The organism is Chloroflexus aurantiacus J-10-fl (assembly GCF_000018865.1).
Lineage (GTDB): Bacteria > Chloroflexota > Chloroflexia > Chloroflexales > Chloroflexaceae > Chloroflexus > Chloroflexus aurantiacus.
Map to the genome: position 1 here is coordinate 113,403 of NC_010175.1, position 15,527 is coordinate 128,929.

Sequence of the window (15,527 nt, forward strand, 5' to 3'; positions counted from 1 at the left end):
CACCCCACGGTAGAGAGGTACGGATGCCGGGGGCAAGATGAGGGATAGGCATAGAGCAGAGGACACAACCGTGAAGATCACGATCAACGACATCACACTCCACATCGAGATCACCGGCTCCGGGCCGGCCCTCCTCGCTATCCACGGCTTTACCGGCAGTGGTCAAACCTGGCAACCGCTCGTGCCGACACTGGCCCAGGATCACACCCTGGTGCTGGTTGATCTGATCGGACACGGTGCCAGTGCCGCGCCACCCGATCCGCACCGCTACACGATAGAGCAGTGTGTCACCGATCTCCTCACTCTGCTCGACTACCTTGGTATCGAACACACTGACCTGCTCGGTTATTCCATGGGTGGCAGGATCGGCCTCCTCCTGACTGCCCATGCACCGACCCGGATCAGACGACAGATTCTGATCGGAGCCTCGCCAGGACTGGCCGATCCAGCCGAACGTACCGCCCGTTTAGCCAGTGACGAAGCACTGGCCCGTCTTATCGAAGAGCGCGGCCTGGAATGGTTTGTTGACTACTGGGCTGCCCAGCCTATCTTTGCTTCCCAACAACGCCTGCCGCCGGCAGTCCTGGCTGCCCAACGCGCTCAGCGCCTAGCCGGGAGTGCGCAGGGCTATGCCAATGCTCTGCGCGGCATGAGCGTTGGCCGCCAACCGTCATTATGGGCCACGCTGCCGACCATCACCACTCCCACCCTGCTCATCACCGGTGCGCTCGACAGCAAGTTCTGCGCCATCGCAGCACAAATGACCGCCCTCATGCCCCATGCCCGACACGAAATCGTACCCGATGCAGGGCACGCAGTTCACCTGGAACAGCCAGACGCAGTTGCCACGCTTGTCAGCGCATTTCTGGCCTGACGCCACGTTTGTCTTGCACCACAGAGACACAGAGGACACAGAGGGGGTAGCCACCTCTGTGCCTCTGTAATTCTTCCGCCAGGATTACCCGCGCCGCACCGTTTGGCGTGCAACAACCATGCTGCCGCACCCATCACGCTCACCGTGGCGGGCGTGTTCCAGCGCTAACCCCGCTGGCAACGAGAAATCTCGTCACGCTTGTTTTGCACCACAGAGACACAGAGGACACAGAGAGATAAAATCTCTGTGCCCTCTGTGCCTCTGTGGTTAACACCTGATCCACCAGTGCAATGGTGCAAACAGCTTCCAGCCAGAAATCCTACGCGGCTTGCGCATCCTTATTGAGGGACACCAGAAATTGCACGATCCGAACTATGACCAGAATGAAAATAACCGCGTAACACACCAGGGTAGCAGTAGCCGTTGTCAAAAACAGAGTACTACCCCACTCGATCAAAAATGGTTCCAACCCACGGATGAACGGGAATTTCCCAAACACCACCCAGGTATGATTATTGGCAAAATCCGATTGTAACAACCAGGCCAGGAGGAAAAACAGATGGACAGCAATATAGAGCACTGCATCTTTGAAATTTAATCTAAAACTCAGAATGAATGCTGACACTATCATCACATGAACAAAAGGCCACATCAATAGCCCTATCCAGGCGAACAGCGACAACCATTCCATAGTCGCTAGTCGCACAAGGCCGAAGATGTAAACAAACAGCACCTCTACCCCGACGAGCAAGAATTTGATCCGATCATCCAGTTCTGCTTGTGCCATTGCCATACCTCTTGTCAAATTGTGATCGCGACGTTGTCTGTAGTGGTATTGCGCATGTCGGGCTGGCAGTTTCCATCAGCAGGAGTGAAGGGGAGAGACAATGCCAGGGGCAGGGGGGCTGTTCGGACGCAGGAATCTCCTGAAAAGACTGCACAATCTCCACCGCCGGCTTGCACAATCTCTGTCTCTACACTGGCGCAGACAATCAACCACAGCCTGATCATTCGGCGCATAGCATAACCCAATGGCAACAAACGAGCAAGTGGCATTCTCCGCGTGAGCATCTACATATATACAATTGCCAGGACTTTTTTTGATTTTTTTCGCTCCCAGATCCTGCGCCGACCTCCTCTGATACCACACGTTGACCGATAGGGTGACTACTGCACAGAAATGTTATGATCCGCGGCCATCCGCTCCATCCGCGAGTATCCGCGTCCCCACTCAGCGGTCTCGTCACGCTTGTTTTGCACCACAGAGACACAGAGGACACAGAGGGGATAAAAACCTCTGTGCCTCTGTGGTTAACCCATTCCGACCATCACGTCACTCAGACGCTGGGGAAACCTATCCTGCTACATCCCGCGCTTCTTCACATATACCCACCAGCCCAGAAACGCAACCAGCCCGACCAGAGCAAAGACCAGCCCAGCCCCTACCAACCAGAGTGGTGTTTGCAGGAGGACCATCCATAGCGTAGTCACTACATCGCCTATAACTGACAGCAGCGCTGCAACTATACAAACCAGCACAGCAAGCGCTATCAGGAGGCCGACAACGATCCACTGCTGCACACCCCATCCGGTGGAACGAGATGACGGCTGTTGCGGTTCTTGCTGATCTCGCACCAGCCATTCTTCCAACACTCTCAGAATAGCTATAACCAGATTAAAGAAGTCGACAACGATCCACTGCTGCCCACTCCACCCGGTGGGACAAGATGGCGGTTGTGGCGGTTCTGGCTGATCTTTCCCCCGCCAGCCATCCAACAATTCCAGAATAGCTTTAACCAGATCAAGGAGGTTATCCTGCTTCGCCACTTTCAGCAGTAAATGTATTCGTCGTATCCAGTCATCGCGTTCTTTTGGATCGAGAGGCAATACATCAGGCAAGAGCAAAATCAACGACTCTATCGCCTTCCTGCGCACATCTTTATTGGGGTCATTCAGTAACTGTATCAGTGATACTACCGCTTTTGCATCGCCGATCTTCCCCAACGCCTCGGCTACGGCCCGCCGCACCCATTGATCGGTATCGGCCAATGCCTTTTGCAGCGCCTCCACTGCCGACGCATCGCCAATCTTTCCTAGCGCCTCCGCTGCGGCCCGCCGCACCCATTGATCGGTATCGGCCAATGCCTTTTGCAGCGCCTCCACCGCCGACGCATCGCCGATCTTTCCTAGCGCCTCGGCTACGGCCCGCCGCACCCATTGATTCGGTATCGGCCAATGCCCGCTGCAGCGCCTCCACCGCCGACGCATCGCCGATCTTCCCCAACGCTTCGGCTGCGGTCCGGCGCACCCACTGATCGGCATCGCGCAGCGCCCGCTCCAGGGCTGGGAGCACTGCTGCCGTATCGTCAATCTTTACTAACATCTCGGCTGCGGTCTGCCGTACCCACTGATCGGTATCGCGCAGCGCCCGCTCCAGGGCCGGTACTATCACGGCTTGATCGCCGATCTTTGCCAGTGCTTCTAACGCAGCTCGCCGCACCCACAGATCGGTATCGCGCAGCGCCCGCTCCAGGGCCGGAAGCGCTGCTGAGTTACCAGTCTCGCCTAGCGCCAAAGTTGCAATCATCCGTTTGCCAGTATCACCACCGTTAAAGACACTACCTATCGCCTCTATTGCCTGGTTACCAATCTTCCACGCCTGAGCATCTTGCCATGGGAACTGCCATTTTCCATCGCTGATCGCCCGCAGGAGCGTTGCGACATTACGCGAACCGATCTGCTCGAACGCTTTCATTGTCGTCCAGCGTACTTCAGCATTCGTGTCGCCCAACGCCTTTACCAGTGCGGCTGCCGCTGCTGAGTCACCTATGCATCCCAACGCTTCGACAACCTGCTGGCGTACCTGCACATCACCATCACTGAGCGCCTTCGCCAGTGCCGGTACTGCTGCTCCATCGCCAATCTGGCCCAATGCCCTGGCGGCTGACCGCCGCACCCACGCATGTTCATCGCTCAATGCCCGCGTCAGGGGTAACACCGCTGCCGCATCACCGATGGTACCCAGCGCTTCGGCCACCGCCTGGCGCACCCACGGATTCTCATCATTCAGTGCTACCGTCAATGGCAACATTGCCGCCGCACCGCCGATCCGCCCTAATGCCCTGGCCGTTGCCTGACGTACCCATACGTTCTCATCATTCAGTGCCTGCGCCAGCGCTACCACTGCTGCCGCATCACCAATGGCACCCAGCGCCTCGGCCACTGCCTGACGCACCCACGGATTCTCATCACGCAGTGACTGCACCAGTGCTGACACTGCTGCTGCATAACCAGACTCACCCAATGCCCTTGCCGCCGCTTCACGCACATTCGCACGTTTGTCAGCAAGCGCCTTTACCAGCGCAGGCATTGCCGCATCACCTATCTCCAGCAATGCCTGTCCTATCACCCGGCGCACCTCCGCATCATCGTCGCCGAGCGCTTGCACCAGGGTGTCAACTGCCGCATTGCCGACCGCAACCAATGACGCTACTGCCGCCCACCGCACCTCTGGCTGGGCATCATTCAACGCTTGCGCCAGCACCGGCACTGCTGCATCGCCAACCAGACCTAACGCCTGCACGACAGCACGTCGCACCTCTACAGATGGATCGTTGAGCGCCTGCGCTAGCATTGGCACCGCCGGTTTCCCCACCCGCGCCAGCACCGCCGCCGTCTCTTTAGACAGGTGCTCACGCCTCAACGCACGGGCCAGTTTCGGCGCCAGCGACTCCCACACTGAATGGATGTACCCACTCTCAACAGCCAGGTTAGCTGTCAGCAACAGATCACGGCACAGCAGGCGCTCTTCAGATGATTTGGCATGCAGAATCTGGCGTAGCAGATGCTGCGCTTCACTTTCCGTCAGCAGTCCTACCAGCAATGCCAGCGGTTCGCGCCATTCCGGCAGGTGCAGGCGCGGTTGCAGGAAGCGCCATGTACGGTGTTTACCCCGCTGCCAGGCTTGTTGCAAACGCAACGCCACCAGGTACTCGCGCAGGGTCTGATGGGCAAAGACATACCGAACGTGTGCCAGACCATCCTGTCCTGTGCTCAACCGGAGCAGGAGTCCAGTCTGTGCTTGCAGGCGATGCAGCAGATCGGCAGCAGCACGGTCATCGGCAGCCAGCCCGCTGGTACGCAATACCGTTTGCAAGGCGGTTTCGGTGTTGTCTCTACCGGCATGCAGATGCCAGGCCAGCGTATGGAGTGCAATCAGGTAGTGTGGTTCTTCGGTCGCTGCGGCACCTCGCCAGCGGGCACGCGCCCACGCCTCTGTCACCCACTGCCGATAGAGATCGGCACGGTTCCATGCAATATCACCGGTGGTGACGAAGTACTGCACAATCAGACGCAACAGAAGAGGATTACCGATCAGAGAACGCAGCGCAGGACTGGCCCGCAACTTCGTCATCACATCCTGCGCTACGTTGTCCACGACCTGCGCCTGCAAGTCGGGTTTCAATACACGCAACCATCCCTTCAGGTAGGGCAACACATCCCGATCAAAGTGCTCGAAAGGTTTGAGCGTATACTCGTCCAGGCCACCCAGGTGCAGTAGCACCGACGGGCGAGAGGTAATAATCACTCTCCCGATTCCACTACGCATGAGCGTCTTGATGCGCTCCCGCACCTGCACCCGCAATGCTACCGGAACTTCGTCCAGGCCATCGAGCAGAATGATCACTCCAGGCCACTCCTGCCACGAGCGCAATACAGCCTCGGCTTCAGCAGCCGAACACTGCAACCGGTCGCGTACTTCGGCCACCATCGCCTCACGCACGGTCTGCTGAGTGATGGTTGAAGCGCTGACCGGTAAGCGCAGATAAACCGGAACAGCCGGTCGAGTAATCGAAAGCCGCTCGACCGGCTGCTGTGCAGTGGCAAGAGCATAACTTAGCCCAATGAATTGTAACGTGGTTGACTTCCCGGCCCCCGGTTCACCCAGAATAGCCAGATGTCTACGAGTGTGCAGGATCGTCTCCAGAGGTATAACTGGCGCCGACGCAACATCCGATACGGACACGCTGTCGGAGCGGGCAGAAGCATGACCTTCACCTACCGCAACGTATCCAGTGTCCGTCGCCTGCTGAGCAGATGGCTCAGAAATGGGCGGCGATGGCGCTAACGAGGGCCGTTCAGGTCGCGGGCAAACCTGACGCATAAATAAAGACCCCGGTCAACGGTACCCGCCGATCCTCACCACGAGTTAAGACCGTCAGATACTGCCAGTCCTCAATGACGGCACGCAGATAACGAACAGTCAGGTCGGCCAGCTTCACCTGATTGGCAGCGGTACCACGCAACCGCTGCAAAACATTGCCATCACGAGTGACGACCAGCACAGCATCGCCACTGCCACCGATTGCCCCTCCAGGCGTGGGGGTGCTGAGTCTAATCTGCCCAGACTGCAAGGCAGCACGTACAACCTCCAGATCAGACGAGGTGCATATACCATCGCGGAGTCGTTGCAGGGCTTGTTGCAATTGCAGGGAAATCATTGTTGTTGTTGTAGGGTTAATTACATTGAGTGATAACTGAAATCTATTATACAACACAGTACAACGTCTAGCCGGAAACCTTTAAAAGGGGAATGTTGTACCACAGAGATACGGAGGATACAGAGTTGCCTCTGTAGTTGGTATTGCACCACAGAGATACAGAGGACACAGAGGGGATAAATACCGAGGTCTCCCACAGCGGCAAGAATACCCTTCCCGCCAGGATTGCCCGTGTTTGGTGTGCGGCAGCCATCCTGCCGCACCCACCATGCTCACCGTGACGGGCGTGTTCCAGCGCTAACTCCGCTGGCAATGGGAAGTCTTGACACGTCTGTATTGCACCACCGAGACACAGAGGACACAGCGAGGATAAATACCGAGGTCTCCCACAGCGGCAAGAATACCCTTCCCGCCAGGATTGCCCGTGTTTGGAGTGCGGCAGCCATGCTGCCGCGCCCACCACACTCACCGTGGCGGGCGTGTTCCAGCGCTAACCCCGCTGGCAATGGGAAGTCTTGACACGTCTGTATTGCACCACCGAGACACAGAGGACACAGCGAGGATAAATACCGAGGTCTCCCACACCGGCAAGGATACCCTTCCCGACAAGATTGCCCGTGTTTGGAGTGCGGCAGCCATGCTGCCGCGCCCACCACACTCACCGCAGCGTGCGTATTCTAGCGCTAACCCCGCTGGCAAGGGGCAGTCTCGTCACGCTTGTTTTGCACCACAGAGACACAGAGGACACAGCGAGGATAAATACCGAGGTCTCCCACAGCGGCAAGAATACCCTTCCCGCCAGAATTGCCCGTGTTTGGAGTGCGCCAGCCATGCTGCCGCGCCCACCACACTCACCGTGGCGGGCGTGTTCCAGCGCTAACTCCGCTGGCAATAGGAAGTCTTGACACGTCTGTATTGCACCACCGAGACACAGAGGACACAGCGAGGATAAATACCGAGGTCTCCCACAGCGGCAAGAATACCCTTCCCGCCAGGATTGCCCGTGTTTGGAGTGCGCCAGCCATGCTGCCGCGCCCACCACACTCACCGTGGCGGGCGTGTTCCAGCGCTAACTCCGCTGGCAATAGGAAGTCTTGACACGTCTGTATTGCACCACCGAGACACAGAGGACACAGCGAGGATAAATACCGAGATCTCCCACAGCGGCAAGAATACCCTTTCCCGCCAGGATTGCCCGTGTTTGGAGTGCGGCAGCCATGCTGCCGCGCCCACCATGCTCACCGTGACGGGCGTGTTCCAGCGCTAACTCCGCTGGCAATGGGAAGTCTTGACACGTCTGTATTGCACCACCGAGACACAGAGGACACAGCGAGGATAAATACCGAGGTCTCCCACAGCGGCAAGAATACCCTTCCCGCCAGGATTGCCCGTGTTTGGAGTGCGCCAGCCATGCTGCCGCGCCCACCACACTCACCGTGGCGGGCGTGTTCCAGCGCTAACTCCGCTGGCAATGGGAAGTCTTGACACGTCTGTATTGCACCACCGAGACACAGAGGACACAGCGAGGATAAATACCGAGGTCTCCCACAGCGGCAAGAATACCCTTCCCGCCAGGATTGCCCGTGTTTGGAGTGCGGCAGCCATGCTGCCGCGCCCACCACACTCACCGTGGCGTGTGTCTTCCAGCGCTAACCCCGCTGGCTATGGGCAGTCTCGTCACGTCGGTATTGCACCACCGAGACACCGGTCACAATAAAAAACCTCTGTACCCTCTGTGCCTCTGTGGTTAACACCTGATCCACCAGCGCGATGGTGCAAACAGCTTCCAGCCAGCAACCCTACGCGGCTTGCGCATCCTTATTGAGGGACACCAGAAATTGCACGATCCGAACTATAACCAGAATGAAGATAACCGCATAACACACCAGGTTCACCGCAGTCGCGATCAAAAACAGCGTGCCGCCCCATGCCGCCAAAAATGGCTCCAGACCGCCAGTGAACGGGAACAACTGAATCACCCACCTGACCCGCACATCATCGGCATCGGATTGAAATAACCAGGCCAGCAGGTAAGACAGATGAACGGTAATGAAGAGCACCATATCCATGGTGCTTGATCTGAGATTCAGAATGAATACTGACATCAGCACCAGGTGAAACACCACCCATGCAATCAGCAGAAAGCCAAAAATTAACACCAGCCAGCCCGTAATTGCAATGCGCATCAAGCTGAGGATGCCAACAAACAGCACCTCTGCGCCAATCAGCAAGAACTTGATCCGAATATCCAGGTCTTTGCGCGCCATGATGATGTCTCTTTCACGCGGTGATCGTGATGTTGCCCGTATACGAATTGCGCATGTCGGGCCGGCAGTTTCCACCAGCAGGAGTGAAGGGGAGAGACGATGCCAGTGCAGGGGGCTGTTCAGACACAGGAACTTCCTGAAAAGACTGCCCAATCGCTACCGCCGGCTTGCCCAATCTCTGCCTCAACCCTGGCGCAGACAATCAACCGCAGCCTAATCATCTGGCGAATAGCATAACCCAACGGTAGTAAACGAACAAGTGGCATTCTCCACATGGGCATCGACAGTAACTGCCGAAACTTTTTGTCCCTCCCAGATGCTGCGCCACACCAACATGGTATCATCCGCGACCATCCGCCCATCCGCGAGTATCCGCGTCCCCCACCCAGCGCACCAGGTGCCCCACGCGCTGGTGGTGCCGAGCGTCGCACCAACATGGTATCATCCGCGGCCATCCGCCCCATCCGCGCGTATCCGCGTTCCCCACCCAGCGCTCTCGTCACGTTTGTCTTGCACCACAGAGACACAGAGCACACAGAGAGGGTAATATCAAATGCGGTGGCATCCCACACCGGCAAGGATACCCTTTCCCGCCAGGATTGCCCATGTTTGGAGTGCGGCAGCCATGCTGCCGCGCCCACTGTGCTCACCGTGACGGGCGTGTTCCAGCACTAACCATGATGGCGATGGGAAGTCTCGTCATGTTGGTACACCACAGAGACGTAGAGGAGATACTTTTAAAACCTCTGTGCCCTCTGTGCCTCTGTGGTGAAATACGTCAGGCCATTCCGCACATCGCCAAACCACCGACACCAATGATTGTGGTACATTATTAATAGGGAACGATAAGCACAAGTGCGAGGAAACCTATGCCAATCGAGTGGGTCAAAGTTCACGATTATACCGACATCATCTACGAACACGATGCTGCCGGTGAAGGCATTGCCAAAATTACCATCAACCGTCCCGAAAAGCGCAACGCATTTCGTCCGGAAACCGTCAACGAGCTGATTGACGCCTTCTCGCGTGCACGCGACGACGAACGGATCGGTGTGATCCTCTTCACCGGTGCCGGCGACAAAGCGTTCTGCTCCGGCGGTGATCAGAGCGTGCGCGGCATTGGCGGGTACGTCGGCAAAGACCAGATTCCACGCCTGAACGTGCTCGACCTCCAGCGCCTGATTCGCATCATTCCCAAACCGGTCATCGCCCTGGTCGCCGGCTACGCCATCGGCGGCGGACACGTCTTGCACGTCGTCTGCGACCTGACCATCGCTGCCGACAATGCCATCTTTGGTCAGACCGGGCCAAAAGTGGGAAGCTTTGACGGCGGTTACGGTTCAAACCTGCTGGCCCGCATGGTCGGCGACAAAAAAGCGCGTGAAATCTGGTACCTCTGCCGCCAATACAACGCACAGCAGGCACTCGAAATGGGGCTGGTCAACGCCGTGGTCCCCCTCGAACGCCTCGAAGACGAGGGCGTGCAATGGGCACGCGAAATCCTCGAAAAGAGTCCACTGGCCATCCGCATGCTCAAAGCCAGCATCAACGCTGCCGCCGACGGCTATGCCGGACTCCAGCAACTGGCCGGTGACGCAACCCTGCTCTACTACCTGACCGAAGAGGCGCAGGAGGGCAAACAAGCCTTCCTCGAAAAGCGCAAGCCCAACTTCCGCCGCTTCCGTCGCTACCCGTAAACGCGACACACCGGTAGGCAAGGGCACACCCCCACCCCCTCCCCCAACTCCTCCCCCCAGCGGGGGAGGCCGAAAAAATTGACAACTCCTCCCCCCAACGGGGGAGGCCGAAAAAGATAACTCCTCCCCCCGTTGGGGGGAGGCTGGGAGGGGGGCCAGGAAGTGATGTGCGAAGGAGAAACACCCTCACCCCAGCCTGCGCCCAACTCCTCCCCCCAGCGGGGGGAGGGTGGGAGGGGGGCCGGTGACCGGAAGCCACCCGGAGCACGCCCTTCCCTACTCCCCCGCTCCTCTCCCGGCGGGGGAGAGGAGCGGGGGCTGGGGGGTGAGGTGAGGGGACCGATGACCGGAAGCCACCCGGAGCACGCCCATCTCCCCTCCCCTAACTCCTCCCCCCAGCGGGGGGAGGCTGGGAGGGGGGCGAGGGGTGAAGTGAGCGCCACCACTCACGTGACAGAAAGAGCACACTATGACAACCAAAGCAACATCAGTACCACCATCACACCTCAAAATCTGGCTAATGGCGAGCCGCCCGGCAACACTCCCGGCAGCCGTCGTACCGGTACTGGTCGGCTCAGCCCTGGCCTACAGCAGTGACGCATTTCAACCACTGGTGATGCTGGCTGCACTACTCGGTGCACTCTTCATTCAAATCGGCACCAATCTCGCCAACGACTACTTCGATGCCCAAAAAGGCGCCGACACCAGCGAACGCCTCGGCCCGGTACGGGTCACCCAGAGCGGCCTGCTCCCCGCACGCACAGTACTCACAGCAGCCCTGGTGAGCTTTGGCCTGGCGGCCCTGGCCGGCATCTACCTGATCACCGTTGCCGGCTGGCCCATCCTGGTCATCGGCTTACTCTCAATCGCCGCCGGCATCCTCTACACCGCCGGCCCCTTCCCCCTCGGCTACCACGGCCTCGGCGACCTGTTCACCTTCGTCTTCTTCGGATTGGTAGCCGTTATCGGCACCGACTTCGCCCACACCGGCCAGTTCCGCTGGATTGCCCTATGGGCAGCGTTACCGATAGCCATGCTGGTCACCGCGATCCTCGTCGTCAACAACCTGCGCGACGCACCCACCGACCGCAAAGCCGGCAAACGCACCCTGGCCGTCATCTTCGGCGAACGGTTCGCCCGCAGCGAATTTGCCATCCTGGTCATCGGAGCATTCGTATCACTGCCCCTGGCCTGGATGTGGGGCGGAGCCTCACCATTCACCCTGCTGGCCTGGCTAACCGCACCAATGGCACTCAACCTGATCGACTTCGTCAACCGCGAACGCGGTCGGGCCCTCAACAAAGCCCTGGTCGGCGCTGGCCGATTACATCTGGCGTTCGGCGTACTCTTCGCAATTGGGTTGTTATTTGGCTAATCCAGACACCAGACCGACCGGCACCCCAGGCCGCGCATCCACACTGTCCGGCCCTGCCAACTGGCGAGAGTACCTTGCCGTACAATGTCGTGGCTGCTCACACCCTGATTGGCGCTGGCCGGTTACACCTGGCGTTCAGTGTGCTCTGTACAATTGGGGTATGATGTGGCCGATACAGACACCACACTAACCAGCGCCCAGGCTGCGCCGCACTCCCACCGTCCGGCACTGCCAACTGGCGAGAGTACCTTGCCGTACAATGTCGTGGCTGCTCACACCCTGGTCGGCGCTGGCCGGTTACACCTGGAGTTCAGTGTGCTCTGTGCAATTGGGGTATGATGTGGCCGATACAGACACCACACTAACCAGCGCCCAGGCTGCGCTGCATCCCCACCGCCCGGCCATGCCAAATGGCGAGAGTATCTTGCCGTATAATGTCGTGGCTGCTCACACCCCGGTTGGCGCTGACCGCTAACAGCTCATCTTCGGTGTTCTGTTCGCGATTGGAAGACAGTTTGACCCATGCTCATACCTGACTGGCTGGCTCGCAGAGCCGCATTGCATCCACACCGTCCGGCACTGATCTACGCCGGCACAACATACACCTTCGCCGAACTTGATCGCTGGGCCGGTGCAGTTGCATCCCACCTGCGCCAACTGGTTACACCCGGCGCACGAGTCGCCCTACTGTCGCGTAATCGCCCCGGCTTTGTAGCCATTGTCCACGCCGCACCACGCACAGCAATCACCCTGGTGCCACTCAATACCCGCCTCACAGCAGCCGAGCTAGCGTTCCAAATCCAGGACAGCGACCCGGCATTGTTGATCATCGAACACGACCTGCTACCGGTCGCACGCGAAGCGGCGGGTAACCGTCCCCTGATCGTACTCGAAGAACTCACCGCCGCAACGACAGCACCGACGGCACCGGCACCTCCAATTGACCTGGACGCAATGCACACCATCATCTACACCTCCGGCACCACTGGCCGCCCGAAAGGCGCAATCCTGACCGCCGGCAACCACTGGTGGAACGCCATCGGTTCCATGCTCAACCTTGGCCTGCACGAAGATGATCGCTGGCTGGCAGTACTCCCGCTGTTTCACGTAGGCGGCCTGAGCATCCTGCTGCGCGGTGCTATCTACGGCATACCGGTGATACTCCACGAACGCTTCGATCCGGCGCTGGTACGGCACGACCTCGACGCACAGCGCATCACCATTGTCTCACTCGTCGCCGTCATGCTCCAACGGCTGCTTGCCATCGACCCCAGCCCCTTCCCGCCCCACCTGCGCTGCGTCCTGCTCGGTGGCGGGCCGGCACCACAGACACTCCTCGAACAATGTGCCACCCGTGGCATTCCGGTAACCCAAACCTACGGCATGAGCGAAGCGGCATCACAGGCGGCAACCCTCTCCCCCGCCGAGTCGCTAATCCGACTCGGTTCAGCCGGCAAACCACTGCTACCGGTCGAACTATCCATCGTCACCCCATCCGGTCAACCGGCAGCACCCGGCGAAGTCGGCGAAATCTGCCTGCGCGGCCCAAACATCTCGCCGGGATACCTCGGCTTACCGCCTCGATCCCCCACCGACTGGTTTCACACCGGTGATCTAGGCTACCTCGACCAGGAAGGATACCTCTACGTCGTAGACCGGCGCAGCGACCTGATCATCGCTGGCGGCGAAAACATCTACCCCGCCGAAATCGAAGCCATTCTCCTCAGCCATCCGGCAATCGCCGAAGCGGGAGTGGTCGGCTTACCCGACCCGGAATGGGGCCAGCGCCCGGTGGCCGCCATCGTCGCCCAACAGCCCACCACTGCCGAAGAACTCATCGCCTACTGCCGTAGTCGCCTGGCCGGCTACAAAGTACCGCGCACCATCGTATTCCTGCACGAATTGCCACGCACGGCTGCCGGCAAATTGCGCCGCCACGAACTGCGTGCCATCCTGCTGGCTCAAATGAGTGGAAATGATCACTAATCAGACAACCGGCGTCGTGCAGTCACCGAACATCTGGTAGCAGCAAAACCCACCACCCGGCCATCACCCCCACACCACGACCGGACACAGCAGCGTTGCACAAGAACTTCTTTCATCAAAGCTGTACGGTCGTGCTACCCGACCATCGCCCAGGCGTATAAACGCTTGCCAATCACCAACCACAGCACATCTTGCTTCCGGCACGCTGGCGCAATAGCAAGGATGACCGACGATCAGAGCCAATGCCATCACGCACTGGATTGGTTGCCTTACCCGCTCGATATGCACGTGTCGCGACGCTTGGAGTGCGGCAGCCATGCTGCCGCGCCAGCCGCGCTCACCATCCGGCGCGTGGCATACCGTTGATCCTGCTGGCTTCATAAAAATCACAGCACACCATCATTCGCACCCGACGACCTCAAGCGCTCCATCGTGATGCGCAAGCGCCGGCTTCCTGGAAGCGCTAGCCGCTGGCTCACATCCCTGGGAGTGTGCAACACTGGAAGCACGAGCCTTTCCCGCTCGTTATGCGCGTGTCGCGTAGTTTGGAGTGCGGCAGCCATGCTGCCGCGCCAGCCGCGCTCACCATCCGGCGCGTGTCACACCGTTGATCCTGCTGGCTTCATAAAAATCACAGCACTCCATCATTCGCACCCGACGACCTCAAGCACTCCATCGCGATGCGCAAGCGCCGGCTTCCTGGAAGCGTGCGCCTCTGACTCGCATCCCTGGGAGTGTGCACCGCCGGGAGTGCGAGCCTCTGGCTCGCATCCCTGGGAGTGCGCACCACTGGGAGCGCGAGCCTTTCCCGCTCGTGATGCACGTGTCGCGACGTTTGGAGTGCGGCAGCATGGCTGCCGCACCAGCCGCGCTCACCATCCGGCGCGTGTCACACCGTTGATCCTGCTGGCTTCATAAAAATCACAGCACTCCATCATTCGCACCCGACGACCTCAAGCACTCCATCGCGATGCGCAAGCGCCGGCTTCCTGGAAGCGTGCGCCTCTGACTCGCATCCCTGGGAGTGTGCACCGCCGGGAGTGCGAGCCTCTGGCTCGCATCCCTGGGAGTGCGCACCACTGGGAGCGCGAGCCTTTCCCGCTCGTGATGCACGTGTCGCGACGTTTGGAGTGCGGCAGCATGGCTGCCGCACCAGCCGCGCTCACCATCCGGCGCGTGGCATACCGTTGATCCTGCTGGCTTCATAAAAATCACAGCACACCATCATTCGCACCCGACGACCTCAAGCGCTCCATCGTGATGCGCAAGCGCCGGCTTCCTGGAAGCGTGCGCCTCTGACTCGCATCCCTGGGAGCGCCAGGAGTGCGCACCACTGGGAGCGCGAGCCTCCGGCTCGCATCCCTGGGAGTGCGCACCACTGGAAGCGCGAGCCTTTCCCGCTCGTGATGCGCGTGTCGCGACGTTTGGAGTGCGGCAGCCATGCTGCCGCGCCAGCCGCGCTCACCATCCGGCGCGTGTCACACCGTTGATCCTGCTGGCTTCATAAAAGTCACAGCACACCATCATTCGCACCCGACGACCTCAAGCGCTCCATCGTGATGCGCAAGCGCCGGCTTCCTGGGAATGCGAGCCTCTGGCTCGCATCCCTGGGAGTGCGCACCACTGGAAGCGCGAGCCTTTCCCGCTCGTGATGCGCGTGTCGCGACGTTTGGAGTGCGGCAGCCATGCTGCCGCGCCAGCCGCGCTCACCATCCGGCGCGTGTCACACCGTTGATCCTGCTGGCTTCATAAAAATCACAGCACACCATCATTCGCACCCGACGACCTCAAGCGCTCCATCGTGATGCGCAAGCGCCGGCTTCCTGG

The 15,527-nt window shown here is 59.4% G+C and carries 9 protein-coding genes and 1 pseudogene; 5 read left to right on the forward strand and 5 right to left on the reverse strand.

Annotation, left to right across the window (positions count from 1 at the left end):
* Positions 1-70 precede the first annotated feature (70 nt).
* Positions 71-874, forward strand: a complete 804-nt coding sequence (gene menH, locus CAUR_RS00440; protein ID WP_012660381.1) for a 2-succinyl-6-hydroxy-2,4-cyclohexadiene-1-carboxylate synthase — start codon at positions 71-73, stop codon at positions 872-874.
* 319 nt (positions 875-1,193) lie between these two features.
* Here the strand turns inward: menH and CAUR_RS00445 are convergent, their stop codons facing one another.
* From CAUR_RS00445 to CAUR_RS00465, 5 genes and pseudogenes are all read right to left on the reverse strand, one after another.
* Positions 1,194-1,661, reverse strand: a complete 468-nt coding sequence (locus tag CAUR_RS00445) for a hypothetical protein (protein WP_012255998.1) — start codon at positions 1,659-1,661, stop codon at positions 1,194-1,196.
* Between the two features lie 575 nt (positions 1,662-2,236).
* Positions 2,237-3,196, reverse strand: a complete 960-nt coding sequence (locus tag CAUR_RS00450) for a HEAT repeat domain-containing protein (protein WP_423191601.1) — start codon at positions 3,194-3,196, stop codon at positions 2,237-2,239.
* Positions 3,108-6,038 (reverse strand): annotated as a pseudogene (locus tag CAUR_RS21345) (HEAT repeat domain-containing protein); the annotation flags it as partial. The gene CAUR_RS00450 and the pseudogene CAUR_RS21345, both read right to left, overlap by 89 nt.
* Positions 6,013-6,375: a HEAT repeat-containing PBS lyase gene (locus tag CAUR_RS00460; protein WP_012256002.1), complete on the reverse strand. Its 363-nt coding sequence runs from the start codon at positions 6,373-6,375 to the stop codon at positions 6,013-6,015. The pseudogene CAUR_RS21345 and the gene CAUR_RS00460, both read right to left, overlap by 26 nt.
* A gap of 1,799 nt (positions 6,376-8,174) precedes the next feature.
* Positions 8,175-8,642, reverse strand: a complete 468-nt coding sequence (locus CAUR_RS00465; protein ID WP_012256003.1) for a hypothetical protein — start codon at positions 8,640-8,642, stop codon at positions 8,175-8,177.
* Positions 8,643-9,511: 869 nt separating this feature from the next.
* On the opposite strand from CAUR_RS00465, the gene menB reads away from it, so the two are divergent.
* The 4 genes from menB to CAUR_RS00485 all read left to right on the forward strand — a co-directional run bounded on the left by menB (position 9,512) and on the right by CAUR_RS00485 (position 13,700).
* Positions 9,512-10,339, forward strand: a complete 828-nt coding sequence (menB, locus tag CAUR_RS00470) for a 1,4-dihydroxy-2-naphthoyl-CoA synthase (protein ID WP_012256004.1) — start codon at positions 9,512-9,514, stop codon at positions 10,337-10,339.
* A gap of 469 nt (positions 10,340-10,808) precedes the next feature.
* Positions 10,809-11,714, forward strand: coding sequence for a 1,4-dihydroxy-2-naphthoate polyprenyltransferase (locus tag CAUR_RS00475; protein ID WP_012256005.1), 906 nt, complete (start codon positions 10,809-10,811; stop codon positions 11,712-11,714).
* A gap of 259 nt (positions 11,715-11,973) precedes the next feature.
* Entirely contained in the window at positions 11,974-12,189 is a 216-nt protein-coding gene (locus tag CAUR_RS00480) for a hypothetical protein (RefSeq protein ID WP_012660383.1), read from the forward strand.
* Positions 12,190-12,236: 47 nt separating this feature from the next.
* Entirely contained in the window at positions 12,237-13,700 is a 1,464-nt protein-coding gene (locus tag CAUR_RS00485; protein WP_012256006.1) for an o-succinylbenzoate--CoA ligase, read from the forward strand.
* Positions 13,701-15,527: the final 1,827 nt, after the last annotated feature.

What these genes read in the sequence shown, in the direction of transcription:
- CAUR_RS00460 (WP_012256002.1), bottom strand. Translation starts at nt 6,375, where the DNA reads ATGATTTCCCTGCAATTGCAACAAGCCCTGCAACGACTCCGCGATGGT.
- CAUR_RS00480 (WP_012660383.1), top strand. Translation starts at nt 11,974, where the DNA reads ATGTCGTGGCTGCTCACACCCTGGTCGGCGCTGGCCGGTTACACCTGG.
- CAUR_RS00450 (WP_423191601.1), bottom strand. Translation starts at nt 3,196, where the DNA reads ATGCCGATCAGTGGGTGCGCCGGACCGCAGCCGAAGCGTTGGGGAAGA.
- CAUR_RS00465 (WP_012256003.1), bottom strand. Translation starts at nt 8,642, where the DNA reads ATGGCGCGCAAAGACCTGGATATTCGGATCAAGTTCTTGCTGATTGGC.
- menB (WP_012256004.1), top strand. Translation starts at nt 9,512, where the DNA reads ATGCCAATCGAGTGGGTCAAAGTTCACGATTATACCGACATCATCTAC.
- CAUR_RS00475 (WP_012256005.1), top strand. Translation starts at nt 10,809, where the DNA reads ATGACAACCAAAGCAACATCAGTACCACCATCACACCTCAAAATCTGG.
- CAUR_RS00445 (WP_012255998.1), bottom strand. Translation starts at nt 1,661, where the DNA reads ATGGCACAAGCAGAACTGGATGATCGGATCAAATTCTTGCTCGTCGGG.
- CAUR_RS00485 (WP_012256006.1), top strand. Translation starts at nt 12,237, where the DNA reads ATGCTCATACCTGACTGGCTGGCTCGCAGAGCCGCATTGCATCCACAC.